Annotated in this window: 20 protein-coding genes; 6 read left to right on the plus strand and 14 right to left on the minus strand. The window is 69.4% G+C overall.

Translation table 11 applies throughout. The features are described 5' to 3' along the window. Positions 1–290 precede the first annotated feature (290 nt). The 6 genes from JMV16_RS04830 (at position 291) to JMV16_RS04855 (ending at position 12,915) form a co-directional block, all read left to right on the plus strand. Positions 291–6,659: a hypothetical protein gene (locus JMV16_RS04830; RefSeq protein ID WP_236580360.1), complete on the plus strand. Its 6,369-nt coding sequence runs from the start codon at positions 291–293 to the stop codon at positions 6,657–6,659. A gap of 275 nt (positions 6,660–6,934) precedes the next feature. Beyond that, a complete protein-coding gene (locus tag JMV16_RS04835; protein WP_201493051.1) occupies positions 6,935–8,950 on the plus strand; it encodes a YncE family protein in 2,016 nt (671 codons plus the stop codon). 55 nt (positions 8,951–9,005) lie between these two features. Next, a complete protein-coding gene (locus JMV16_RS04840) occupies positions 9,006–9,641 on the plus strand; it encodes an SCO family protein (protein WP_201493052.1) in 636 nt (211 codons plus the stop codon). A 12-nt stretch (positions 9,642–9,653) separates the two neighbouring features. Further along, positions 9,654–10,331: an SCO family protein gene (locus JMV16_RS04845; protein ID WP_201493053.1), complete on the plus strand. Its 678-nt coding sequence runs from the start codon at positions 9,654–9,656 to the stop codon at positions 10,329–10,331. Between the two features lie 5 nt (positions 10,332–10,336). Next, on the plus strand, positions 10,337–11,923 hold the full coding sequence (locus JMV16_RS04850) for an ABC transporter substrate-binding protein (protein ID WP_201493054.1): 1,587 nt from the start codon (positions 10,337–10,339) through the stop codon (positions 11,921–11,923). 5 nt (positions 11,924–11,928) lie between these two features. Further along, the gene (locus tag JMV16_RS04855) at positions 11,929–12,915 is read left to right on the plus strand and encodes a peptidylprolyl isomerase (protein ID WP_201493055.1); all 987 of its coding nucleotides are present in this window, start codon (positions 11,929–11,931) and stop codon (positions 12,913–12,915) included. A gap of 63 nt (positions 12,916–12,978) precedes the next feature. Here the strand turns inward: JMV16_RS04855 and JMV16_RS04860 are convergent, their stop codons facing one another. The 14 genes from JMV16_RS04860 to JMV16_RS04925 form a co-directional block, all read right to left on the minus strand. Continuing rightward, positions 12,979–13,881 (minus strand): c-type cytochrome domain-containing protein, encoded by a 903-nt coding sequence (locus JMV16_RS04860; protein ID WP_236580361.1) that lies wholly within the window; start codon positions 13,879–13,881, stop codon positions 12,979–12,981. A 13-nt stretch (positions 13,882–13,894) separates the two neighbouring features. Next, entirely contained in the window at positions 13,895–15,469 is a 1,575-nt protein-coding gene (locus JMV16_RS04865) for a helix-turn-helix domain-containing protein (RefSeq protein ID WP_201493056.1), read from the minus strand. Positions 15,470–15,473: 4 nt separating this feature from the next. Then, positions 15,474–16,181 (minus strand): C39 family peptidase, encoded by a 708-nt coding sequence (locus JMV16_RS04870; protein WP_201493057.1) that lies wholly within the window; start codon positions 16,179–16,181, stop codon positions 15,474–15,476. A 102-nt stretch (positions 16,182–16,283) separates the two neighbouring features. Further along, positions 16,284–16,580: a hypothetical protein gene (locus JMV16_RS04875; RefSeq protein WP_201493058.1), complete on the minus strand. Its 297-nt coding sequence runs from the start codon at positions 16,578–16,580 to the stop codon at positions 16,284–16,286. Positions 16,581–16,892: 312 nt separating this feature from the next. Further along, positions 16,893–17,561 (minus strand): type II secretion system protein, encoded by a 669-nt coding sequence (locus JMV16_RS04880; RefSeq protein WP_201493059.1) that lies wholly within the window; start codon positions 17,559–17,561, stop codon positions 16,893–16,895. A gap of 59 nt (positions 17,562–17,620) precedes the next feature. After that, the gene (locus JMV16_RS04885; RefSeq protein ID WP_201493060.1) at positions 17,621–17,998 is read right to left on the minus strand and encodes a type II secretion system protein; all 378 of its coding nucleotides are present in this window, start codon (positions 17,996–17,998) and stop codon (positions 17,621–17,623) included. Further along, positions 17,992–18,474, minus strand: coding sequence for a type II secretion system protein (locus JMV16_RS04890; protein ID WP_201493061.1), 483 nt, complete (start codon positions 18,472–18,474; stop codon positions 17,992–17,994). Before JMV16_RS04890 ends, JMV16_RS04885 begins: the two co-directional genes overlap by 7 nt. Next, positions 18,471–20,738 carry a secretin N-terminal domain-containing protein gene (locus tag JMV16_RS04895; RefSeq protein ID WP_201493062.1) on the minus strand — a complete coding sequence of 756 codons (2,268 nt, stop codon included), beginning with the start codon at positions 20,736–20,738 and terminating at the stop codon, positions 18,471–18,473. The genes JMV16_RS04890 and JMV16_RS04895 overlap by 4 nt, the downstream gene beginning before the upstream one ends. Then, positions 20,735–21,217, minus strand: coding sequence for a hypothetical protein (locus JMV16_RS04900; protein WP_201493063.1), 483 nt, complete (start codon positions 21,215–21,217; stop codon positions 20,735–20,737). Before JMV16_RS04900 ends, JMV16_RS04895 begins: the two co-directional genes overlap by 4 nt. Further along, positions 21,214–21,747, minus strand: a complete 534-nt coding sequence (locus JMV16_RS04905) for a GspMb/PilO family protein (protein WP_201493064.1) — start codon at positions 21,745–21,747, stop codon at positions 21,214–21,216. Before JMV16_RS04905 ends, JMV16_RS04900 begins: the two co-directional genes overlap by 4 nt. Continuing rightward, a complete protein-coding gene (locus JMV16_RS04910) occupies positions 21,744–22,256 on the minus strand; it encodes a PilN domain-containing protein (protein WP_201493065.1) in 513 nt (170 codons plus the stop codon). The genes JMV16_RS04905 and JMV16_RS04910 overlap by 4 nt, the downstream gene beginning before the upstream one ends. Further along, positions 22,256–23,029 carry a hypothetical protein gene (locus JMV16_RS04915; protein ID WP_201493066.1) on the minus strand — a complete coding sequence of 258 codons (774 nt, stop codon included), beginning with the start codon at positions 23,027–23,029 and terminating at the stop codon, positions 22,256–22,258. The genes JMV16_RS04910 and JMV16_RS04915 overlap by 1 nt, the downstream gene beginning before the upstream one ends. Beyond that, positions 23,010–24,713 carry a GspE/PulE family protein gene (locus tag JMV16_RS04920; protein WP_201493067.1) on the minus strand — a complete coding sequence of 568 codons (1,704 nt, stop codon included), beginning with the start codon at positions 24,711–24,713 and terminating at the stop codon, positions 23,010–23,012. Before JMV16_RS04920 ends, JMV16_RS04915 begins: the two co-directional genes overlap by 20 nt. A gap of 126 nt (positions 24,714–24,839) precedes the next feature. Further along, complete coding sequence (locus JMV16_RS04925) at positions 24,840–26,030, minus strand: type II secretion system F family protein (protein ID WP_201493068.1); 1,191 nt, start codon at positions 26,028–26,030, stop codon at positions 24,840–24,842. Between the last annotated feature and the right edge of the window lie 3 nt (positions 26,031–26,033).

Genomic DNA, 26,033 nt, shown 5'->3' on the forward strand with positions numbered 1-26,033 from the left:
TAACATCGCCGCCGATAGTGGTGAATATGGCGCAGTAGCGGGTTTTCGAGCCCGCGCCAGGTGCCGATGTAGCCACTTCAAGCGTTCGCCTCCGAGGCGGCGCCGGTGGTGTCTTGGCAACCCTTCCCCCGAAGCGTTCCCGCAGGCAAGACCGGTCCGTCGACGTGGCGGTTGGTACAGCAAATAGGGAAACGGGGGCTTCGATGAAGCAACAGGATTTGCCGAAAGAGAAGCGCGACGGGCGCGGGGGGAGCGGATTGATACGCCCCAGCGCGTCGGCCTTCGCACTCATGATGGCCGCCAGCGGCATCATGCTGGCGTCGGGGGAGGCCTCGGCGGCCATCACCTGCACGCGCACGATCACCGCGGACGTGGTCGCGCTGGACATGCCGATACTGAACAATCGGCTGGGCGCGTCCAACGTCAACGGTCTGATGTACGCACTGCGTCAAGACGTCGTCGACATCACCACCAACAAGAGCGAGAAGGCCGGCGGCGTGCTGACGGCCGGCAACGTCAAGCTGCGCGACGACAAGCGTCCGCGTCCGCTGGTGTTGCGCGTGGCCGCGGGTGACTGCCTGACGGTCAACCTCGCCAACATGCTCAAGACGTTGCCGAACTCGCGCAACTTCGCCATCGATCGCGACGGCATCGGCAACGATCCCAACCCGGTCACCCCCGACGGCAAGCCCCAGATCACCACCTCGGTGGACGAGCAGGTTCTTGACCGCCGCGTCGGCTTCCATGCCAACGGCATGCAGCTGCGCACGCTGGGCGGCATCCTGAACGACGGCTCGAACGTCGGTGCCAACGCCTCCAGCCTGGTGGCCGTGGGTGCCACGCGCACCTACAACCTGTACGCCGAGCGCGAGCAGGTGTACCAGGTCATCAGCCATGGCGCGCTGATCGGCTCGGATGCCAACCAGGGCAACACGGCCAACGGTCTGTTCGGTCAGGTCATCGTCGAGCCCAAGGGCGCGAAGATCTACCGCAACACCGTGACCGAAGAAGAACTGCGCCTGGCCACGCGCACCGCGGCACTCGTCAGCGCCAGCTGCCCGAAGCTCGGCGCCGCCGTGCCCGGCTCGACGACGCTGAAGTACTGCACCACGCTGGCGGGCCACCCGGTCATCAACTACGAGGCCACCTACCCGAACAGCGCCCCGTGGTCGACCGAAGGCAAGGGCGGCAAGACGATCCTGAACATGGTTCAGGCCAACAAGATCGTCCACTCCGATGTCGACGCGGCCATCGTCGGCCCCAATGCCGACGGCACCTTCCCGGCCAGCACCTACCCGCTGGAGTCGATCGGCAAGCGCAACCCGACCTACCCGAACCGCCTTGACCCGTTCCGCGATTTCGCGCAGGTCTGGCACGACGAAGTGGCGAATGCCCAGGCCTACCCTGGCTTCTACAACTTCGCCGGCTTCCAGCCGCCCGCCGGCCAGCCCATCGACCCGTTGACGACGGTCTTCGCCTACCTGCTCAAGGGTGTGCGCGACAAGTTCATGATCAACTACGGCTCGGGTGGCATCGGCACCGAGATCCTGTCCAATCGCCTTGGCGTCGGTCCCAGCTATGACTGCCTGGACTGCGCCTACGAGGAGTTCTTCCTCACCCACTTCACGGTGGGCGAAGTGGCGCAGCTGGTCGACATCCCGGCGAATGCCGGCCTCGAGACCATCACGCCGCAGAACGTTCTGAACATCCTGCTGTTCCTGAAGAACGGCACGCCCGCACTGACCCCGGCCGAGCAGCAGTTTGTCGCCGCCCTGGGCCCCAAGGCCACCAAGGCCTACTACCCGGACGATCCGGCGAACATCAACCACAGCTACATCGGTGATTTCGTCAAGTTCCGCAACACGCACAACGGCTTCGAGCAGCACGTCTTCCACCTGCACAACCACCAGTGGCTGTTCAACCCGAACGACGACAACTCGAACTACCTCGACGCCCAGGGCATCGGCCCCGGCATGGGCTACACCTACGAGATCGCCAACGGCGGCTCGGGCAACCGCAACAAGTCGGCCGGCGACGCCATCTACCACTGCCACTTCTACCCGCACTTCGCGCAGGGCATGTGGTACATGTGGCGTATCCATGACACGATGGAAACCGGCACCAAGCTGGCGGTTTCGGGCAACGGCTTCCATACCGTTCCCTTCGCGCTGAAGGACGGCACCCCCGCCGCCGGTTCGCGCGCCCTGCCTGACGGCGAACTCACGGTCGGCACGCCGATGGTCGCGCTCGTTCCGCTGCCCGGCAAGGGCCTGGCCCCGATGCCCGCTGCCGGCACCACCGTCGTCGCGGTCGACCGCAACGGCGCTGCCCCTGGCGGCACCTCCAGCCAGACCAAGCTCAACTACGCCGCCATCGCCGGCGCCGACGGCAAGTTCGGCACCGCCGACGACGTGAACCCGGGTTACCCGTTCTGGGTGGCCGGCATCGCCTGCGAGAACGGCGCCACCTGCGAAGAAGGCATCGTCGGCCAGCGTCCGTCGACCCCGCCGCTGGACATGGTCACCAAGGACCAGGCCATCGCCATGACCGATGCCGTGACCGGCGTCGAGCCCTACAAGAGCTACTCGGCCGCGATGAAGGCCAACTTCATCAACCTGGCCGGTGACTACCACCAGATGCACGGCGGTCTGCCGCGCCACGCGCTGCACGGCGTCGCCGCCGGCGGCCAGGCCGCGCCCACCATCGCCGGTATCGTGAGCCCGGTCGACCTGACCAAGATCATGGCCAAGGCCAAGCCGGTGTTCTACCCCGAGGGTGGCACCGACGTGGAGCGCGCCGCCATGGCCTTCCACTCGCGTGGCAACATCGCCAGCTACAAGCAGACCACGGCCGGTGCCGTGTCGGCCGCGACCTTCCGCGTCAACGCCAGCCCGTCGGTTCCGGGCGCGGTCTTCAGCGACCCCTGCCAGGATGACGCCGGCCTGCCGGTGGCCTCCAACGGCACCAACCAGTGGAACAGCGCCAGCTACACCACGCCGCTGGTCAGCCTGCCTTCGGGCCCCTTCGGCTCGTACACGCCGCGCGTCTACAAGGGCGCCAACATCCAGTACGACGCCGTGCTGAACAAGGTGGGCTACCACTACCCGCAACAGCGCATCGTCTCCCTGTGGGAAGACGCGCTGCCGGTGATCGAGAAGACCAAGCCGGGTGAGCCGCTCGTGATGCGGATGAACACCTTCGACTGCACGATGTACCACCACACCAATCTCGTGCCGGAAACGTTCGAGATGGATGACTACCAGCTGCGCACGCCGACCGACATCATCGGCCAGCACATCCACCTGCCGAAGTGGGACCTGACCACGACCGACGGTGCCGCCAACGGCTGGAACTACGAAGACGGCACGCTGTCTGCCGGCACGGTGCGCGAGCGCATCCACGCCATCAACTGCTTCAACGGCCACGCCATCGACTGCCACTTCGGCGCCCTCCCGGGCCCGGGCACGGCTGCCGCCCTGCACCCCGAAAAGCACGCCTTCTTCCCCGCGGCCGGCCCCGGCAACGTGGATTGGATGGGTGCGCGCGTCACGCTGCAACGCTGGTTCGCCGACCCGATGCTCAACGTCCAGCACGTTGACCGCGGCCTCGGCATCATCTTCACCCACGACCACTACGGTCCGTCCACCTTCCAGCAGATCGGCCTGTACTCCACGGTGCTGATCGAGCCGTCCAAGTCGACCTGGAAGCACAGCGAAACCGGCAACCTGCTGGGCTGCGCCTCGCCGGCCGGCGTGGCTCCGTTCTCGCCGACCGACGTCGGCCAGGCCCCGCGCGACCAGCTGCCTGGCGGCTGCCGCAACGACGGCGGCCCGACCTCGTGGCAAGCCGCCATCGAGACGACCGACCTGGACGGTGACAACAAGAACGACAGCTTCCGCGAGTTCTACTTCGAGTACACCGACTTCCAACACGCGTACGAAGCCGGCGTCTACGTCGGTGCCGGCACCCGTGGCGAGCAGAACGGCGACTTCGACGAGAAGGCCTACCTGGGCTTTGCCCCGGCGCTGCAAGACCTGTTCTACCCTGACCCGAGCCATGCTCCGGCCGATGGCCTGTTCCCGGCGTTCGCGCCTGGTGCGGTGCAGTCGGACACCTTCCGCTTCGCGATCGCCCCGCCGCTGATCAAGCCGATCTTCCCGATCCTGCCCGACCTCTCGGTCGAGAAGGCGGTCACGATGGCCAATGGCGCGCTGTCCTTCGCCCCGGTGGTGAACGAAGAAGTCCCGGGCAAGGTGCGTGAGTGCATCCAGCGTCCGTGCCCGACCTCGATCGACTTCCTCGAGCCCGGCATGTTCGTCGTCAACTACCGCAACGAACCCGGTTCGCTGCGCGTCTTCGACCCGAGCAAGACCGGTCCCGACGGCAAGAGCGGTGCCCAGGCCGACGGCCAGGCCGGCGACCTTGCCTACGTGCTCTCGTCCACCGTCGTTCGCGCGATTCCGGACCTGAACCGCATGCCCATCCTGGGTGACGTGGCTGCCGCGCCCGTCCAGACCAGCATCCTGCCGCCGACCAATATGGCTGTGACGACGTTCCCGCCGCACATCAATATCGCCGGCTACGAGCAGAAGGACCCCTACACCCCGATGCTGCGCACCTACTCGGGTGACCGCGTCCGCATCAAGGCGCAAGCCGGTGGTGACGAAGAAGAGCACAGCGTGTCGATCCACGGCATCAAGTGGCTCAAGACCGGCTCCGGCCATGGTCGCGGTGTCAACTCGGGCTGGGTCAACCAGTCTTCGGGTGGCATCTCCGAGCAGTTCACGATGGCCTCGCCGGTCTTCATGGACTTCAGCCAGAAGGCGGGTACCGCCGACTACCTGTACATGATGGACGCCTACCAAGACGGCATCTGGAACGGTAACTGGGGCCTCATGCGCAACTACAACACGCTGCAGGCCAACCTGCATGCGCTGCCGAACAACGTGCGTCCGGTGCAGCCGTTCAACCGCGCGCTGTTCCAGTCTGGTGACAAGGCGGTCTGCCCGCTGAACGCGCCGGTCAAGACCTTCAACATCACGGCTGTGGCTGCCAACCTCGTGCTGCCTGCCGTCCCCGGTGTGACCATCACGCCGACGGGCGACCAGGTGCTGCGTGCCGGCACGCCGAACCTCCAGCTGGGCCAACTGCCCACTGGCGTGGCCCTGAACACCCTGCATGCAGGCGGCCCGCTCACGGGCACCGGCACGCTGGTCTACAACACCCGCACCACCCCGGTGACGGGCACGGCCCAAGGCATCACGGTCAACGAGACCGGCCCGCTGCATGACCCGACCGGCATGATGTATGTCATGTCTTCGGATCTCGACGCCGCTGGCAAGCTCAAGGCCGGTGTCAAGGTCGAGCCGCTGGTGCTGCGTGTCAACGCCGGCGACTGCGTGCAAGTGACGCTGGACAACAAGCTGCCCGCCGTGGCCAGCGACCTGCCGAACTACAACGAGTTCCGCCACGCCGTCAAGCGTGACCGCCTCCATCCGGAGGGCTCGACCCACTTCGGCGTCAACCTGATCCGTCCTTCCAGCGAAGTGGGCTTCCACACCCAGCTGCTCGAATACGACGTGACCAAGTCCGACGGCACCAACGTCGGTATCAACCCGGTGCAGACCGTGGCCCCTGGCGCCCCCGCCCGGACCTACACGTTCTACGCTGGCGACCTGCGCCTGGCCGAACTGCCGCAAGTCGGCAATGCCGCCCAGTTCAACCTCGACGCCGTGCTGGCGACCGCGATCGAATTCGGTCCGGTCAACGCCCTGCCGGCCGACAAGCTCAAGCAGCCCCAGAAGGGCCTGTTCGGTGAAATGGTGGTTCACCCCCGCGGTGCGACCATTGCCTACCCGGTGGCGGGCTCGCGCGCCACGGCTGACATCACGGCTCCGGCCCTGGCCCAGTCCGTGACCAACCTGCTGACCAACACGCTGCCGGCAACGACGGCGCAGACCTACCGCGACTTCGGTCTCGTGTGGCAGAAGATGATGAACTACCGCTATGCGTCGGGTAATGCCGTGCAGAACGAGTCCGAGGAAGGCCCGGGCACGCCCGAGAATGCCGCGCACACGGTTCTCAACGCCGCCAACTACGGTGCCGAGCCGACGTTCTTCCGCCTCGGCATCCCGCCGCTGTCGGCAGCTGGCAATGCCAACTGCAGCCCGGCGTTCACGGCTCCCAAGGCCGCCAACCCGGCTGACCTGACCTGCTTCGGCTCGGTCACGAATGCCGGCGACCTGTTCAGCAACAGCCTCACCGCTGGTGCCGATCCTCAAGTGCCGGTGTTCAAGGCCACCGCGGGCCAGCAGTTCCGCATCGGCCTCGTGAACCCGAACTCGAGCAACCGTGGTACGACGTTCACGCTGCACGGCCACGTGTGGCCGCGCGATCCGTACCTGGCGCTCAACCGCAATGCCGCGGGCTTCCCGACCAACGCCAACATCGACAACGTCGCGTCGGTGGTCGTCGGCAACAACCCGATGCAGATGTACTTCGGCGCCCAGGAAAGCGTCATTGGTGGTGCTCACTACGTCATCAAGCCGACCACCGGCGCTGGTGGCAGTGACGCTGTCAAGGGCGACTACCTGATGCGTGACACCGCAGCCGCCAGCATGGGCGGCGGTGCCTGGGGCATCCTGCGCGTCGGTCCGTAAGCGTGCAGTCCTGCCGGGGGGCAACCCCCGGCCGGTGCAAATGGGTGCAGCTTTCACGGCTGCACCCATTCTTCTTTGGCAAGAATCAAACGCTTTGCAGTGGAACTCCGGCATGCTTGCCGGCTCACACCGTGCGGTCAGCGCCAGCCGGGCATCCAGCCCCTGGCGCTGACCGGACGGTGCCCATGGCACCGCATGCATCGGCCCGATGTTGCGGCCACCCCCAATCAAGATCGGCGGCCTCCTTCGGCCGACCACCGGTTCAAGGAGCGAGTGTGAATACAGGCAAGCGATGGTTCATCGCATGTGGCTTGGCGGCGGCGTGTGCGCTGGCCTTTGCCGCCGAGCAGACGGCGGCCCAGGCGGCCGCCACCAAGACGGCCGCCAGCAAGCTGGTGAAGGACGGGGTGGTGATCGACTTCGAGGCGCTGCCGCTCGAAGGCACCGAACTGATGGAGGGCATGCTGTCCGAGGTGCGTTTCAAGGTCACCGATGAGCGCACCGGCGCTCCGGTGCGCGGCAACCGCCCGGCGGCCTGGCTGGACGCCGGCGCCAACCTGCAGGCCCAGGCCGGCGGTGCCCAGCGCGAATGCGTGCAGAAGATCGGCCTCTACCTCAAGGGCGCCGTCGGCATCCGGCCGCTGGTCGACATGAACGGCTACTACCTGCTGGTGATGAATCGCGACGCCAGCATCACCGTCATCGACCCCATGGTCTCGATGGCCGGCCGCACCAGCACGCTCACCTCGGTGCAGCTGAAGGGGCCGCCGATCGACTGGGTCAACAACGGCGACCTCAAGCGCCTGTACGTCAGCATGCCCTCGGTCGGGCAGGTGGCGGTGGTCGACACCGAGTCCTTCAAGGTGGTGGCCGACATTGCCGCCGGCACCGATCCCACGCGCGTGGTGCTGCAGCCCGATGGGCGCTACCTGTGGGTCGGCAACAACCCGCGTGACGGCAAGGATGGCGGCGTCACCGTCATCGACGTGCGCGACCAGAAGGTGGTGATGTCGGCCACCACCGGCCGCGGCCACCACGAAATCGCGCTGTCCAGCGACAGCCGCACCGCCTTCGTCACCAACCGCGACGAGGGCACGGTCTCGGTGTTCGACACCGGCACGCTGAAGAAGACCAAGGACATCAAGGTCGGCGCGGTGCCGCTGTCGGTGGCCTATTCGGCGCTGTCACGCGCGGCCTATGTCTCCAACGGCAAGGACGGCACCATCACCGTCATCGACGGCAGCAAGCTCGAGACCGTGAAGACCATCCAGGCCAAGCCCGGCCTGGGGCCGCTGCGCTTTACCGCCGATGGCCGCTGGGGCATGGTGGTCAACACGCCCGAAGGCGTGGTCCACGTCATCGACCCGGGCTCCAACGAGATCATCCACAGCCCCAAGGTGCAGGAGCAGCCGTTCCAGGTCTCGTACACCCAGGGCTTCGCCTATGTCCGCAGCCTCGGCAGCGAGCGCGTGAGCATGATCAACCTCGGCTCGCTCGGTGTCGGCAAGGAGCCCATCGTGCAGAGCTTCGCCGCCGGCAGCTACGCGCCCAAGATGGGTGGCGACCTGCCGCTGGCCGATGCTGTGGTGGCGGGCCTGGGCGAGGCCGCCGCCTTCGTGGTGAGCCCGGCCGACAACGCGACCTACTTCTACATGGAAGGCATGAACGCGCCGATGTCGAGCTACCCCAGCCGTGGCAAGTTCGCGCGTGCGGTGACGGTGGTCGACCGCAGCCTGCGCGAAACCGAGCCGGGCGTGTTCTCGGGCCGCTTCCGCATGCCGGCGGCGGGCCACTTCGACGTCGCGCTCTCGCTCGAGCAGCCGCGCCTGGTGCATTGCTTCTCCACCGATGCCAAGGTCAACCCGGCGCTGGAAGTGCTGCGCCAGCGCGTCGGCGTCGAGTACCTGCCGCAGGCCCGCATGTTCAAGCCCAAGGATGTGGCCAATGTGCGCTTCCGCATCATCGAAGGCACGGGCGAGCCCAAGGCGGGCTTGAAGGATGTCATCGTGCGCTACTTCCTGGTGCCGGCTTCGGCGCCCAAGGACGTGATCGCCAAGGAGACTTCGGAGGGCGTCTACGAGGTGCCGGTTGAAGTGGCCGAGGCGGGCGCCTACTACGTTTACGTGAGCGTGCCTTCGCTGAAGCTGGGCTTCAACGACAGCGGCTTCTTCAGCGTGATGGCGAGGCCCGACCCGGCGGCGGCCGCGGCACCGGCCGTGCCGGCAGCTCCGACCGCGGCGCCGGCCAAGGTGAAGCCGGCCAAGCCGGCCAAGCCGGTCAAGCAGGGCTGACAGCCACTCCGCCCGGCGCCGTGTGGCGCCGGGCCTTCACAAGCCGGAACACGAGATGAAGATACATGCACTGGCCCTTGCCGCGGGCCTGGTCGCGGCAGGGGCGGCCTTCGGGCCCGCCCGGGCCGCGGAAGACCATTCGCATCACCAGCACCAGGCCCAGGCCGAAGCGCCCAAGCCGGGTGCGGTCAAGGTGCGCTACGGCGATGCGCAGCTCTCCGACCAGTTTGGCCGCCAGCAACGCCTCAAGAGCGATGTCATCGGCGACCGCATCGTCGTGCTCGACTTTGTCTACACCACCTGCACCACGGTGTGCCCGGTGCTGACGGCCGCGCTGGCCCAAGTGCAGGCCGAGATCGGCGATGGCGATGACGTGCGCCTGGTGACCATCACCGTGGACCCGGCACGCGACACGCCGGCGCGCATGAAGGACTACGCCGACAAGCTGGGCGTGAAGCCGGGCTGGGTGTGGCTCACGGGCCCGACCGGCCGCGTCAATGAAGTGCTCAAGGGCTTCGGTGCCTATTCGGCCAGCTTCGAGGACCACCCGGCGCTGGTGCTGATTGGCGATGCCCGCACGGGCCAATGGACCCGCTTCTTCGGCTTCACCGACCCCAAGGTCCTGATCGCCAAGGTCCAGCAACTGCGCGCTGCGCGCACCGCCCCCATGCCCGCCGGGCACAAACACTGAACAGGGTTCGACATGAAGAAAAGCTTGCTGATGGCACTGCTGGCGCTGGCCTCCACCGGCGTCATCACCGGCGCCCAGGCGCACGAAAACCACGATGCCGCCAAGCCGGCGGGGGCTGCCGCGTCGGCCGCGCCCTCCACGGCGCTGGCCAAGCCCAAGCGCGACCCGCAGAAGTACTTCACCGACAGCGAGCTGTACACGCAGGACGGCCGCAAGGTGCGCTTCTACACCGACATGCTCAAGGGCCGCACGGTGGTGATCAACACCATCTACACCAACTGCGCCGATGCCTGCCCGCTGATCACGCAGGCCATGAACGCCGTGCGCAGCAAGATCGGCCCCGCCTTCGGCAAGGATGTCTTCTTCATCACCATCTCCTCCGACCCGGTGCGCGACACGCCGCAGGCGATGAAGCAGTACGCGGCCAAGCAGTCGGCCGACGTGCCGGGCTGGTTCTTCCTCACCGGCAAGAAGGCCGATGTCGACCTCGTGCTCAAGCGCCTGGGCCAGTGGAGCCAGGAGGTCGAATCGCATTCGACGCAGCTGATCGCCTGGAACTTCAAGACCGACCGTGGCCGCAAGATGATTCCCAACATGCCGCCCGATCTGCTGGCGGCGCAGATCTCGCTGCTCAGCGGCGGCGACGACCTGCTGCCGCTGCCCTCGCTCAACCCGCCGCGCTCGAACTGAGCGCCATGAAGCGCTCCGGTGCGAACCGCCCCGCCGGGTGGTGGCTGGCGGCCTTGTGCCTGCTCGCTGCCGCGGTGCAGGCGCAGCCGCTCACGCCCCAGGAAGAAGCCGGCAAGAAGGTCTATCTGGAGGGCGTCAGCCCCTCGGGCAAGCCGCTCAAGGCCTTTCTGGGTGCGCAGGAAACGCCGGTCGAGGGTGCGACGCTGCCCTGCGGCAACTGCCATGGCGCCGACGGCCAGGGCCGGCCGGAAGGGGTGGTCAGGCCCAGCGACATCACCTGGAGCCAGCTGATCCGCTCGTACGGCCACCGTCACGACAACGGCCGCACCCACGGGCCCTACGACGAGAAGAGCTTTGCCGAATCACTGACCTACGGCACCGACCCGGCAGGCCAGCGGCTTGACCCGGCGATGCCGCGCTACCTGATGGCCATGGAGGACATGGCCTCGCTGGTGGCCTACCTCAAGCGCATCCAGTCCGACCTCGACCCCGGGCTGACGGCTGATCGCGTGCGCATCGGCACGCTGCTGCCGCGCAGTGGCCGCCTGGCCGAGGTGGGGCAGGCCATGGAGGCGGTGCTGCGTGCGCAGATCGAGGTGCTCAACGCCCGCGGCGGACTGGTCGGCCGCAAGATCGACCTGGTCGTGGCCGAGTACACCGAAGACCGTGCCACCGGCCTGAAGAATGCCGAGGAGCTGTTCGCGGCCTCGCAGGTGTTCGCGGTGGTCAGCCCCATGACCTCGGGCCTGGAGCGCGAGACCGCGGCCCTGGCCGAGCGCCTGAAGGTGCCGGTGGTGGGGCCGTTCACGATGCGTACCCAGGCCGGCATGGACGTCAACCGCTACACCTTCTTCGTGCTGCCTGGGCTGCAGGAGCAGGCGCGCGTGCTGGCCGAGTTCGCCGCCACCCAGCTCAAGCTGACGGACCCGGTGGTCGCTGTCGTGCATCCGCAGGAGGACGGCATGGCCGAGGTTGCCGATGCCGCGGTGGCCGGCCTGCGCCAGCGTGGCTGGAACCGTTCGGTGGCGGTGCATTACCCCGCGGGCCGCATGCCGGCGCGCGACCTGGTGGCCAAGCTGCAGCAGTCCGGCGTGCAGGTGCTGATCTTCCTGGGCAGCGACGCCGAGATGGAGCAGCTGGGCACGAGCATCCGCGACGCCATCTGGACGCCCTATCTGCTGGCGCCGGGCGTGCGCGTGGGCCGCGCCGCGGTGAACCTGCCCACGACGCTGGGCAACCGCATCTTCCTGGCCTACCCGACCCGGCCGGCCGACATCACCAGCGCGGGGGCGGCCACGCTGGGCGCGTTCCAGCGCGGCGCCGGCCTGGGCGCGCGCCACCAGCCGGCGCAGGCCTCGACCTATGCCTCGCTGCTGGTGCTGGAAGAGGCGCTCAAGCGCGCCGGCCGCGACCTCAGCCGGGCCAAGCTGATCAATGCACTGGAAAACCTCTTCAGCTTCGAGACCACGGTGACGCCGGCGCTGTCCTACGGGCCCAACCGGCGCATCGGGGCCATGGGCGGCTACGTCGTCACGGTCGATCCGGGATCGCACAGCCTCAAGCCCGCCAGCGCCTACATCAGGATCGAGTGAGCACCATGAACCTTGTCAGCCTGCGTGCGGGCCTGCTGGCCGCGACCCTGGCCCTGGCGGCCGGCCTGGCCCCGGCCCAGAACATCCCGGGCGTTGCCGCACGCGTCAACGGCACCGAAATCACCAATCTGCGGCTGGAGCGGCATTTCGAGGAGTACGCGAAGAACCAGCGCCGCAACATCACCACGATGATCCAGCCGCGCGTCTACAAGAAGCTCAAGCGCGAGGCGCTGGACCAGCTGATCGAGCGCGAGGTGCTGTGGCAGGCGGCCAAGGCCGAGGGCATCGTCGCCGAGGACGCCGAGGTGCAGGCCGTGCTGCGCCAGATGGCCGAGCAGATGAAGGGCCGCGACTCCTTTGCGCGCAAGCTCGAGCAGGCCGGCTTCAACGAGAAGGACTACGCCGAGTACGTGCGGCAAGACTTGTCCGGCGCCAAGTTCCTGGTGCGCAAGTCATCGCAGGAGCCGGTGGTGGGCGACGACGAGGTCGAGGCCTTCTACAAGCAGAACATCCACCGCTACACCAAGCCCGAGGCGGCCAGGGCCAGCCACATCCTGATCAAGCTGGGCCCGCAGGCCTCGGCCGAGGAGCGCAGCGCGGCGCGCGTGCGCATCGACGAGTTGCGCTCCCGCATCCAGGCCGGCGCCGATTTCTCGGAGCTGGCGCGCGCACATTCGGCCGACAACTCGGCGCTCAATGGCGGCGACCTTGGCGAGGTGGCGCGCGGCCGCATGGTCAAGGCCTTCGAGGACGCGCTGTTCGCGCTGGCGCCGGGCCAGGTGTCCGAGGTCGTGGCCACGCCGTCCGGCCTGCACCTCATCAAGGCGGGTGCGGTGGTGCCGGCGGTGATCCAGCCGCTGGACGAGGCGAAGGACGGCATCCGCGCCAAGCTGCTGGCCGAGAAGCGCACCATGGTGGCGCGCGACCTGGTGGCCAGGCTCAAGGCCGCGGCCAAGGTCGAGACCCTGGTCAACCTGGGCAACAACGACTAGGCAACGACCAGGGCTTCGGCGTCCCGCGCGCCCGCCGCGGCGGGTGCAGGGCGCGGGGGCCCTTCAGCGGCCGCGCAGGCGCTCGGCCAGCAGGCTGCCGTCGGGCTGCACGGTGGCGCGCAACTCGGCCGCGCCGCCGACGCGCGGCGATTTGTCGATGCGCGCGCCACGGGCATCAAAGCGGGCGCCGTCGATTTCGCCCGGCGCGGTGAGCGTGCCGCGCAGGCGCACACGCGCGCCCACCGGCACCGGCGCCGGCTTGCCGTCGCGGTCGCGTGCGCCGTCGGCAATCCAGCGCTCGAGCAGCTTGATCTCGTCGTCGCCCAGCCAGGGCGGGCCGTCGAAAGGCATGCGCGGTTGCGCCAGGCCCTTGACCCGGCGCAGCAGCTCGCTGGCAGCCGGATTGCCGGGGATGACGCGGGCGCGGTCGGTGGCGGCGATGGTCTGCGCGTAGCTGCGCAGCACATAGCCCTCGGGCGGCGGCCCCATCTTGCCGCCGGTCTCGACGTGGCACTTGACGCAGCGCGACAGCAGGATGGGCTCGACGTGGCCGTAGTTCACCGGCCCGCTGATGGCAGCCGGCGCCACGGCAGCGGCGGCCGCCGGCGCGGGCGCGTTGCCCTTGGGTGCGCCGGCCTGTATCCAGCCCTCGATGAGCGCGACCTCGGCATCACTCAGCCAGGGCGGGCCGGTGAGCGGCATGCGCGGCTGGCGCTCGCCGCGGATGCGCTTGACCAGCTCGCTGCCGGCCGGTGCGCCGGCCACCACGGCGGGGCCGTTCTTGCTGCCGGCCATGATGGCCTCGTAGCTGCCCAGCTGCAGGCCGTTGGGGGCCGCGGGGCCGTTGTGGCAGATGACGCAGCGGCTATTGAAGATGGATGCCACGTCGGCATAGGCGGGCGCGGCCCGGGCCGGGGTGGCCAGGGCGGCCGTCAGCGACAGGGCCAGCAGCGTGTAGCGGAGCATGGAAGCTTGATCCTCAGAAGCTGAAGGGCAGGTTGACCGAGAGCGTGAAGTCGGGGGCCGCGCCGCCCAGGCCGATGGAGGCACTGGGTTCGAGGTAAAGCCCGCTGCCGAGTTGCCAGGTCATGCCCAGCTGGAGCTGGTAGCTCTCGTGCGCGGGCTTGATGCCACCGCCGCTGGCCGCCGTGTTGCGGTAGCTGCCGCCGAGCACGGTGCTCAGCGCCACGGTGTCGTTGATGGCATAGGCATAGCCCAGCGTGAAGCCGAAGTTGTTGCGCGCCAGCAGGCGCTTTGAATCGGCGGCGTCGACGCGCAGGCCGCGCATATAGCTCAGGCCGCCGAACAGCACCACCGGGTCGTAGCTCTTGCTGAAGACGATGCCGCCGCCGAGGCCGGCGTCGCCGGGGCCGGTGGGCAGCGTGGCATCGACGCTCCAGATCACATTGGGCCGGCCCATGCGCTCGTGCGCTGCCACCCCCAGCAGGCTGGTGGAGAGGTCGCCGACATGGCCTTGGCTGTCGCTGGCCGAGGCGCCCAGCGACGGGTCGACCTGGGTCGAGACGCGGCGATGCATGGCCGGCAGGCGTGCCGTGACCTGAAGGTCGTCGGCCAGGCCGTAGCGGGCGGCCAGGGTGGCGGTCACGGTGCGCTGGTCGACGCGCAGCGCCGGGTAGTTGTTGCGCTCGGCGCGACCGTAGGCGAGGCCGAAGTCGACCGTCGTGGTGCCGCCGGGCAGCAGCACGACCTGGTCGCGCAGCGCGATGCGGTCGGCGCTCGGGGCCGTGGGCTTGTCGCCGACGGTGGCGGCGGCTGTCGTGGTGGCCGCGGGTGCGGCGGCCTTGGCAGGGTTTGCGGCCTGCGGGGCGGGCCTGCCGGCAGCGGGGCTGGCGGGCGCACTCGCGGGCGTACCTGCGGGCGTGGCCGCGCCGGCCACCACCTTGCGCTCGCCGAAGTCGACCACGCGCGCCGCGGGAAAGCGCGCCAGCGCCGCCGCCCGCGCCGCCTCGGCATCTTCGCGGCTGGCGAAATAGCCCACGGCCACCTGCAGCGCGGGCTGGCCGTCGAGCGTGGTGGCCGTGGTCACGACCTCGAAGGCCTGCAGCACCGCCGGAATCGGGCGCGACTGGTCCTGTCTTGCCTGCGGCACGACCTCGAGCACCACGCCCCAGCGGGCCGTGGCCAGGCGCGCCGGGCCCATGGGGTCGGAGCGGGCCGCGGTGTCGCCCGTGCCTTGCTGCGCGACGAGCAGCGGCACCGCCCTGGGCGAAGCGGCTGCGGCCGGTGCGGCGCCGCGGCCGGCCAGCGCAGCCAGTTCTGCCGCGGGCAGGGCCGGCGCCGCCGGCTCGCCCTTGAGCCAGTCGAGCAAGGCAGCGCGGCTGAAGCGCCACTGGCCGGCCAGGCTGCGGCCAGGCAGGCCGCCGCTGCGTGCCAGATCCAGCACCGCTGGCGCTGGCAGGCGCAGCAGCTGTGCCGTCTCTTCGAGCGTCAGCACATCGGGGGCCGGCCCGGCGCCGGCTGCGGGCGCGGCCAGGGCCAGCGTGGCGGCCAGCAGCAGGGCGGACAGGGAGAAATATTGGGTGCGCACGAACACGGGCTTACCTGATGGAGTGGACGGTGCGGCCGGGGCTGCCGACCTCGAGGAGATGGCGGGCGCTCAGCACTTCCAGCGGCGTGCCCTCGGGGGCCAGGCGCAGCGCCGAGGCATCGGGGGCCGGGCCCTGGCGGCGCTCGACGGCGAAGACGATGCCGCGGCCCTTGTCGTCGGCCCACATGTCGACAAAGCGGTACAGCGGCATGCGCACATTGCCCAGCGATGGGTCGGCGAGATAGGCGCGGCCATTGCGCACGCCCTTGAGCACGGCGAAGTGCCGATAGCCGCCCGGCTTGATGAAGACGATCAGTGGCCGCGAGACGCGCGACAGGCCATCGACGCCGATGCGAAAGCCCTGGGCGCGGTGGCCACGCGATTCGGCCACGCGCTGCAGGTCGAGCAGCGAGAGGCCGTCCTTCTTCAGCAAGGCCTGCTGGTCCTGGGCCAGCGGCTCGAGCACGGCCTTCAGCACCCAGGCCTCGTCGACCGGGTCGTCCAGGGCAAAGGTCAGCAGGGTGGCCAGGGCGGCCGAGCCGCAGGAGTAGTCAAAGGCCTGCCGCACCAGGCCGTCATCGCGCTGGTCGCGCACCGAGCGCAGCGGCTGCTGCCATTTCGCGGTACCGGCCTCGACGCTGGCGCTAGCGCCCTGGGCGGGCGTGCTGCACAGCAGGGCCAGCACCGCGATGGCCATGGCGCTGGCCTGCGCTAGCAAGGGGAACTCTCCATCACTGCACTGTAATCGGCCGGCGATGGCGCTACAAAAGGAAGAGGGAGCACCCTCGCGGATGCCCCCTCTTGTGTGCAGAAAGTCGGATCAGAAGCCGATCTTGGTGAGCGAGGCCACGATGAAGTTGACCAGCTTGGCATTCTTGGGGTTGCTGATCAGGCGCTGCAGATAGGTCTTCAGCGGCGACGCCGGCATCTTGTTGATGAAGGCGGTGAGTTCTGCCACGGTCAGCTGGCCGGTGACGGCGTCCATCTCGACGGCCGACAGCTCGGTCGAATCGACGCCTTGCAGGGCGGCGAAGGAGTCGTCCTGGGCGGCGATGGCCGAGCCGGAAACGAGGGCGGCCGACAGGGCGGCGATGGCGATCTTGTTCGAAACTTTCATGGTGCTCTCCGAAGCGTGGTTTGACGTTGTTTGGTGCCGGCCGGGGTTTTCGCCCCTGGGCACGCCAGGCGTCTGAGCATCTCGACTGTCCTTACGACTGAACGTCTTGCCCTCGACAAATCCATTTTGCCGCCCTCGCTATGCTCGCGCCTGCATACCCCCCGGGGTCGGGGTGAGGCGTGTTGTCGCAGGGCAGCTGTTTCACTTGTAAGCGACCGAGGATGTGGTAAGTAAATGTTCCCAATCCTGCATTTCTCTTTCTTTTAGATACCCCTGCAGGCATTGTGGGCCGTTATGGCGGCGCCGGCCGGCTCACTGCGGCGGTGGCTCCAGCGGCGCCTCTTCCGGCGGGGCCTCCGGGGGGTCTGCAGGCGCCTCGGGGGGCGCTTCGGGGGCTTCGTTCTCGGGGTTCGGTGGCGGCGGGCCGGCCGGCGGGGCCACGGGTGCCGCGGGCGCCGGTGTTGGCGCCGGCGGAGCCGCCGCGCTGGCGGCGGGCGGTGGTTTGGGCAGGCGGCCCGCGGGCGCCGAGGCACCGGCCTCCGGCGGGCGTTGTCCGGCGCCGCCGGCGGCAAACTGCCAGTCGCTGTAGCGCCGGCTGCCGGCAAAGCTGCGGTAGGCGGGCGCAAAGGCGCCGCTCTTGATCGGGGCGGCGGTCGACTGGCTGTAGACGCCCGTGATGCCGCCCTTGGCATCGCGCACCAGGCCCCACTCGGCACCGCGGTTCATGGGGTCTTCGTAGATGCGGCGCAGGTGGCGACGCTTGTCGGGCGTGCGCGGGTCTTCGAGCAGATCCTCGAGCCGGCGTGGCAGGCTGCCGTCGCCGGCGCGCGCATAGGACTGCAGGCCGAGCTGGATCTGCGCGCCGGCCCACAGCAGTTGCGCCTCGCGTTCGCGCCGCTGCGCCTGGCTGACCACCGAGGACACGGCCGCCAGCACGCCGCTGACCATGGCAATGGCCAGCAGCAGGGCGATGTAGGTCACGCCCCGCTGGCGAGCCGCCCCCCCCCGGAAAGCGGGCTCTGGCCGGGTGTGGCGCCGCCTCACCATGTGTTGAAGGGCGTGCCCTCGCGCGACATCGCGGTCGCGCCGCTCTTCAGGTCGTAGACCTTGCCCTGCTCGGGGTCGGGCGGGGGCACGAGCGTCCAGCTGTCGTTGGCGCCGGTGACCGGGTCCATCGGCAGGCTGCGCAGGTAGCGCTTGGTGACCAGATCGTCCAGCGACGAGGGGTAGCGGCCGTTGTCGGCGTAGAACTTGTCGATGGCGTCGCGCGTGAGCGAGAGGTTTTGCTTGAGCGCGGCCTCCTCGGCGCGCTTGACGCTGTCGTAGTAGCGCGGCACGACCAGGGCCATCAGCGTGCCGATGATGGCCATCACCACCAGCAGCTCGATGAGCGTGAAGCCGCGGTGCTTCTTCACCATTGCGCGTAGGGGATGCCGTTGAGGCCGACGCCGCTGGCCAGCGAGTGGATGTCGTAGACATCGGCACCCGAGCGCGGCGCATCGAAGGGGCTTTCGTAGGCGCGCAGGCCCCAGGTTTGGGCCGCCGGCAGCTTGGGATCGCCGTGCAGGGGGTCGCGCGGCAGCCGGCGCAGGAAGTTGATGCGCTGCTTCTTGGCGCTGCGCGCATCCTCGACGCCGGTGACCAGGATCTCCAGGCTGGGCGGATAGCCGGTGGCGCCCTCCTTCTTGAGCATGCGCCCTTCGTCGTGGGCCTGCTTGTAGGCGTCGAGCGCGCCGCGGATCTCGCGCAGCGCGGCGCGCAGCTCGTTCTCGCGCGAGCGCTTGACGCTCAGCTCGGCCAGCGGCAGCGCCACGGTGGCGAACACCGCGACGATGGTGGCGGTGATGAGCAGCTCGATCAGCGTGAAGCCGGCGGCGGCCCGGCGTGGCTTCATGGCTCGACGACGAGGCTCAGCGGCAGGCTGCCCTGCAGCGGCACGCGGCGGTTGGCGGGGTCGATGGCGATCACATGGGTGATCTGCAACAGCGTCTGGCCGCCCTTGCCCTTGGCCTTGGCGCGCAGTTGCAGCAGGCCGCCGTCGCCCGGCGCCGCGTCGGCCTCGGCGACGGCAATGCTGGCGCCGACGATGCCCATGGCGGCGTCGACATTGGGCGTGTAGACGGTGGTGCCGCTGGCGGGCTTGAAATAGCCCGCCTTGTCGGCGCCCAGGATCTCGAGCTCGGCCGGGTCGTAGCGCAGCTGCACTGCCGCGCTCTTGAGCGCGCCGGCGCTGCGCCCGCGCAGCTCGATCATGAATTCCTGCCCGGCCTTGACCTTGGGCGGTGCCGACCACGACAGCGCCAGCGGCTGCACCGCAGCCAGCGCCGCCGGCGCCTCGGTGGACAGGGTGGCGGGCGCGGCGGCCGCGTCGGGGCCGGCCGCGCCTGCCGGCTTCTTGCCCGGCTCGGGCAGTTGCTGCACCACCGGTGCGCGCAGGCGCACGGCGCCCTCGGTGCCTGACCAGAACTCGGCCAGCGTCGCGTCGGGTGGCCTGATGCCGCGCACCAGCTGCGGCGTGATCAGCAGCACCAGCTCGCGGCTGCGCTTCTCGGTCGTGCGCGAGCCGAAGATCATGTCCAGCAGCGGCAACTCGCCGACCAGCGGAATGCCCGAGCGCGACAGCACGTCCTCGTCGCGGATCAGGCCCATCAGCGCCTGCGTCTCGCCATCCTTCAGGCGCAGCACGGTGGTGGCGTTGCGCGTGCCGACCTCGTAGGCCACGCTGCCGGCATTGGTGGTGGTCTTGGTGCCGAGCGAGGAGACATCGAGGTTGATCTTCACCGCCACCGTGTCGTCGGGGTAGAGGGTGGGTTCGGCCTCGATCTTGATGCCGACGTCGATGTACTGGATCTGCTCGGTCGTCACCGGGGCGCTGCCGGCCTGGCCGGCGCTGGTGGTGGTGCCCACGATGGTGCTGGAGATCACCGGCACGCGGTCGCCGATGTGGATGCGCGCCTTGTCGCGGTTGCGCACGCGCACGCGCGGGTTGGCCAGGGTCTTGGTCTCGCCGTCGGTGGCCAGCAGCTTGAGCTTGACGCCGGGGCTGAGTTCGAGCGCGTTGGTGATGCGGTTGCCGAAACCGATCAGGCCGCCGCCGAACTCGTTCGGGTAGGTGATGCCGAGCTCGCGGACGCGCGAGCGCGACACTTCGAGGATCTCGAGCTCGAGCACGACCTCGCCATCGGCCATGTCCTGGGCGGCGATCAGGCGTTCGGCGGCGCGGATCACGTCGGGCGTGTCGCGCATGACGATCATGTTGACGCGCTCGTCGACGAAGATGTCCTTGGTCTTGAGCATGGTGCGCAGCATGTTCACCGTCTGCTTGGGATCGGCGTTGCCGATCTGGAAGGTGCGCATCACCAGCTCCTGGTGTTCGCGCAGCTTCTGCTGCGTGGCCGGGTAGATGAGGATGGTGTTCTCGGTGAGCACCTTCTTCTCGAGCTGGTTGTTCTGCAGGATCAGGTCGATGGCATCCTCGACGCGCACGTTCTTGACGAAGATGGTCGTCTTGGTGTCGGGCCGGATATCGCGGTCGAGCATGAAGTTGATGCCGGCCGACTTTTGCAGCGCTTCCATCACCAGGCGCAGCGGCGCGTCGCGGAACTCGAGGTTCACCGGCGTCTGCAGCTTGGACTTGAGCGCTGGCACGGTGACCGCCTTCTGACGCTCGGCCTCGCGCAGCTCGCGGTCGAGCTCGCGCGCCTGCGGGTGGCCGGGGCTTTCGCTCAGGATGGCCTTGACCATCAGGTCGGCACCGGCGGCGTCGCCGCTGGCCAGCCGCGCCTTGGCGTTCTCGGCCAGTTGCTGGTGGCGACGCGCGCTTTCCAGCGCGCTCAGGCCGGCGTTGGCGCGCGCATGGCTGGGGTCGATCTGCAGCGCCTGGCGGTAGAACGCCGCTGCGGGTTCGGCACGCCCGGCGCCAGCCTCGGACATGGCCTGGACCAGCAGCAGATTGACGGCGCGGTCGCGGGCGCGGAAATAGGTGATGCGCAGTTCCTGGTCGCCCGGGCGCTGCTTCATGGCCTGCTCGAGGCGCGCCAGGCCCTCGCGGTACTGGCCCTGGTCGATCAGTGCCAGGCTGTCGGTCTGCACCGTGGTGCAGGCCACCAGCAGCAGGAGGGCCGCGCCGGCAGCCCAGCGGGGTAGGACGTGGTTCATGGCATGGCCCCGATCGGCATGGTCTGGCGGATCTGCAGGGGCAGATAGGTGAAGTGCAACTGGCCGGCTTCGTAGCCGTCGATGCGGTAGACGCGGTCGATGATGTCGCCCGGGCTCACGGCCAGCAGGCGCTCGCCGACGGAGAGATAGACGGTGGTGCGCTCGGGCGATTCTTCCAGCCGGCCCAGGTACTTGAAGGGCAGGGGCGGCGCCTGCGGTGGCGGCGGCGGTGGCGGCGGTGGTGCCGGCGGGGGCGGCGGCGCCGGCTTGGGCGGTGGCGCCCAGTTGCGCACCGCAAAGGCATCGCCCGCCGGTGCCGAGGCAGCGCTGCGCCCGGCGAGCACGCCGGTGTCCAGGCTGGCCGGTGCCGCCTTGGCATCGCGGGCCTGTGCCAGCGCCGGGCCGAGCAGCGCGCCGGCGGCCAGCAGCGGCAGTCCGAGGGCGGCGGCAATCAGCGGGCGGGAGCGGGCGGCGTTCATCGCGGCAGGTGCAAGGTGAAGCTGATCTGCGCCTCGACATCAGTGTCGGCTATGGATTTGCGCTGCAGCTGGACGAGGTCGAGCGACATCGTGGGAAGTTCACGCAGGGCCCGGGCGACGAAGACGCGGATGGTGCGGTAGCTGCCGGTGACCGGAATCACGATCTGGTAGCGCTGCAGGCGCTGGTCGGGGCTGCTGCTGAGCCGGTACTCGGCACTGGCCAGCTCGAGTCCGCTGGCCTTGGCCACCGCGTTGAGGCGGCCGAGCAGGACGGTGAGCTTGGGTGCCTTGTCGAAATGCGCATAGAAGTCGGCCAGCTGCTGGGCCGGCGTGCCGGCGCGCGCTGCCGCGTCGGCCGCGCGCTCGGTGCCGCCGCTGCGCGCCTGCACCTCGGCCAGCGCCGCCAGCTGCTCTTGCAGCGGCTGCATCACCAGGGCATTGGCGACCAGGGCCAGCAAGGCCAGCGCGACGCCACCCCACAGCGCCAGCGTGGCGCCATGGTGGCGCAGCAGCCACAGGGCCTTGTTCATGGCTCCTCGGTCTTCCAGGTCGCGGCCAGCGTGAAGACAAAGGGCCGCTCGGCCACATCCTGGCGCAGCTCATGGCTGAGCAGGTGGACGCGGGCCAGGGCGCGGCCCTTTTCCAGCCGCTCCATCAGGCGCAGGATGGCGGCATAGTCGCGCGCCTCGCCGACGATCTGCACCGCACGGCGGCCGGCGTCGGGCTCGATGGACAGCAGGCCGACGTCGCGGTTGACGGCGCCCTCGATGGACGCGAAGAGCGCCTCCCAGGGCAGGGCCAGTTCCTGCAGCACGCGGCGCGCGGAATCCAGTTCGCGCCGGGTCTGTTCGGGCACCACCTCCTCGGCCGGCTTGCGCTCGGCGCGCGTGGATTGGCGCTCTTCGATCTCTTTGACGCCGTCGCGCAGCTCGAGGTAGTGCAGGCCGGCATCCAGCGCCAGCGCGACGCCCACGGCCAGCGCCAGCCAGCGCGGCCAGGACGGCCGCCGCGGTGCGAGTTCGAGGTCGAGCGCGGCCATCAGGTGGCTCCGCACAGGGCCAGCGGGGTGGCATCGGCCGGGCCCAGCAGTTGCGACGGCCGGCTGCCGCCTTCCGGCCACTGGGCCGCGCCTATTCGCAGCACATCGAAACGCGCGGGTTCGGCCTCGGGCGCGAGCGCGGCCAGTTCCTGCTCGGCCGCCGCGGCAGCATCGCCCTGCAGGCGGCGCGAAATCACCTCGACCCAGTGCGCATTGCGCAGCAGGCCCAGGCAGAGCCGGCCCGGCTCGACGATGGCCAACGCGGCATTCCTGGGCAGGGCGCGGCGGTGGCCGTTGTAGGCCGCCATCAGCAGCGGCTGCAGCGAGGTCAGGCGCAGGCCCCGGCGCGCCAGCAAGGCCGTGAGCGCCTCGACCAGCGCGGTGTCGACGGCGCAGGCCAGGCTGGCCTGGCCCCAGCCGCCGACGCTGCAGCGCACCGTCCAGCCCGCCGCGGCTTCGCCGAACACGCGCTCGAATTGCAGTCGGGCCAGTTGCTCGAGTTCGCGGGCGCCGTTGATCTCGGCCTGCCACGCCAGCACCTGGTAACGCACCAGGTGGTTGGAGAGCACGACGGCGACGCCACCCCGCAGGGCGAGGCCGGTGAGCGTGTCTTCGAGCGCCGCCAGCGCGGCCTGCCAGGGCGGCTGGCCGGGGTCGCGTGCGCACTCGATGGCCTGCAGCTCGGGCGCACGGCCCAGGCCCTTGCGCAGGGCCAGCTCGACGCGGTCAGGTGCCAGCCCGATGCGCAGGCGCTCACCCCACCAGCGTGACACGGTTGATCTCCTGCAGCGTGGTGTCGCCGCGCTTGACGGCCTCGAGGGCGGCCTGGCGCAGGAACTGGGTGCCGTTGCGCGCCGCGGCCTCGCGCAGCAGGCGCACCGGCTCGCCGCGCACCACCAGCTCGCGGAACTCGTCGTTGAGCGACAGGATCTCGGCAATGGCGTGGCGGCCGCGGTAGCCGGTGCCGCGGCAGCGGCCGCAGCCGCGCCCCATGCGGAATTTGTAGTTGCGCGCCGCCTGGTGCGTCAGGCGCGAGGCGGCCAGCAATTCCTTGTCGGGCTTGTACTCGACGGCGCAATCGCTGCACACCTGGCGCACCAGGCGCTGGGCGACGATGCCGTTCATCGCCGAGACGAAGGTGTAGGGGTCCACACCCATGTGGCGGAAGCGGCCGATGACGTCGAAGGCGTTGTTGGCGTGTACCGTGGTGTAGACCAGGTGGCCGGTGAGCGCGGCCTGCACCGCGATCTGCGCCGTCTCGCCGTCGCGGATCTCGCCCACCAGGATGCGGTCGGGGTCATGGCGCAGGATGGAACGCAGCCCGCGCGAGAACGTCAGGCCCTTCTTCTCGTTGACCGGGATCTGCAGCACGCCGTTCAGCTGGTACTCGACCGGGTCTTCGATGGTGATGATCTTTTCCTGGCCGCTGTTGATCTCGGTGAGCACCGCGTACAGCGTGGTCGACTTGCCGCTGCCGGTGGGCCCGGTGACCAGCAGCATGCCGTAGGGCTCGGTGGCCAGGCGGCGCATGCGTTCGATGCTGGCGGCGTCGAAGCCCAGCGTGTCCAGGCGCAGGCCGGCCAGCTCATCCGTCAGCGCCTGCTTGTCCAGGATGCGCAGCACCGCGTCCTCGCCGTGGATGCTGGGCATCACCGAGACGCGGAAGTCGATCGCGCGGCCCTTGACCGAGACCTTGAAGCGGCCGTCCTGTGGCACGCGGCGTTCGGCGATGTCGAGCTCGGCCAGCACCTTGATGCGCGACAGCGCCTGCTCGGCGAGGTCGAGCCCGGGCAGGTTGCCCACCATGATGAGCACGCCGTCGAGGCGGTACTTGATGGTCAGGCCGTTGCTGCCGGTCTCGAAGTGGATGTCGCTGGCCTGCGACTTGAGCGCGTCGTAGATGGTCGAGCTGACGAGCTTGACCACCGGGCTGTCGTCCTCGCTGATCGAGGTGATCGACAGCGACTCGACCGCCTCGGAGCGCGCGTCGCCGCCGGCGAGTTCGCCGCCGAGCACCGAGTCCATCGCGCGCATCGACTCCTCGTAGCGCGACAGGTAGGCGCGCAGGTCGGCGGGGTGGGCGATGCGGAAGGCGAAGTCCTGCGCGATGCGCTCTTCGGCCCAGGCGCGCAGGCCGCTGTCGAAGGGGTCGCCGGCCACCAGCAGCAGGCCGGCTTCGCCCTCGCGCAGTGCCAGGCACTGGCGCTGGCTGGCTTCGGAGAAGGGCAGCAGGTCGAAGGCCGGCTCAAGCCGGTGCAGATCGTCCATGCTCAGCGGCTCGACACGCACCGCGGCCGCGAGGCGGCGCATGAACTCGGCCGGCGCCAGGCCCAGCGTGGCTTCGAGCACGTCGACCATGCGTGCGCCGCTGCTGCGGGCCTGGGCACGGGCGGCGGCGATGTCGTCGGACGTTATCGATTCGAGCCGGAAGGATGCCGGTTCTGTCACCTGGTTCATGCGGGACCGGCCACTTGCCTGCGGTAAACCCGGATTCTGGTGCATAGCAGCGCCGCGGCACTGATGCCCGTCAAGCCGGCGCTGCGGCAAATTACCGCAGCCCACCCCTGGGCGCGCCTTGGCGCCTCACTTGATGTTCTCGGCCAGCTCGAAGATGGGCAGGTAGAGCAGCACGACGATGAGGCCGACGATGCCGCCGATGACCACCATCAATGCCGGCTCGAACAGGCGCGTGAACCAGTCGACCCAGCGCGCCAGGTCGTCCTCGTAGAAGACGGCGATGCGCTCCACCGTGTAGGGCATGCGGCCGCTGCGCTCGCCCACGCCCAGCAGGCGCAGCGAGACCGGGGTCGTCAGGCCCTGCTTCTGGAAGGCGCGCGACACCGGCAGGCCCTCGCGCACCTCGCGCGCCGCCTTCTCGAGGCCGGCCCGCAGATAGGGGCTGAGCAGGCCGCCGGCCATGTCCAGCGCCGTCGGCATCGGGATGCCGCTCTTCAGCAGCATGCCCAGATTGCGGTAGAAGCGCGCCAGCTGGTAGATGCGCATGCGGTTGCCCACCGCCGGCATCGCCCACAGCCTGGGCGCCACCCAGCGCCGCAGCGCCGGCCGCGTCACGCCCCAGGCCACCACCCCAGCCAGCGCCGCCAGGCCGAGCAGGGTGACCGTGGCGTGGGCTTCGAGCGCGCTGCCCCAGTTGATGAGCACCCGCGTCAGAAAGGGCATCTCGCTGCCCAGTTCTTCGTAGATGCGGCTGAACTTGGGCACGACGTAGAAGAGCAGGAAGCCGGTGACGAGCAGGCCCACACCCATCAGCATCAGCGGGTAGACGGCGGCCGAGACCAGCTTGCGGCGGATGCGGTCGAGCTGCTCGTGGTATTCGAGGAAGCGCGCGATGGCCTCGCGGATGTCGCCCGATTTTTCGGCCGCGCGCACGGTGGCCACGAAGAGCGGCGGAAAGAAGGCCGGCTGCTGCTCGAGCGCGTAGGAGAAGTTCTGGCCCCGCAGCAGGTGGCCGCGCACCTCGTTGAGCGCATCGGCGGCGGCACGCTGCTCGGCCTTCTCGGCCAGGGTCTCGACCGCCTCCACCAGCGAGAGGCCGGATTCGAGCAGCGAGACCAGTTCCTGGCCGAAGAGATCGAGCGCGAAGGCCACGCGGGGCTTGGGCAGCCAGCCGACGAGCGGGTTCTGCGCCGTCACCGCCAGCACGTTGAGGCCCTGGCCGCCGGCCACGCGGCGCGCATCGGCCGCATCGCTGGCCTCGACGGTCAGCCTGACCACGTCGCCGGTCCCTTGCAGACCCTTGACGACGAACTTCAAGGC

The sequence above is a fragment of the Rubrivivax sp. A210 genome (assembly GCF_904426505.1).
Classification (GTDB): domain Bacteria; phylum Pseudomonadota; class Gammaproteobacteria; order Burkholderiales; family Burkholderiaceae_C; genus Rubrivivax.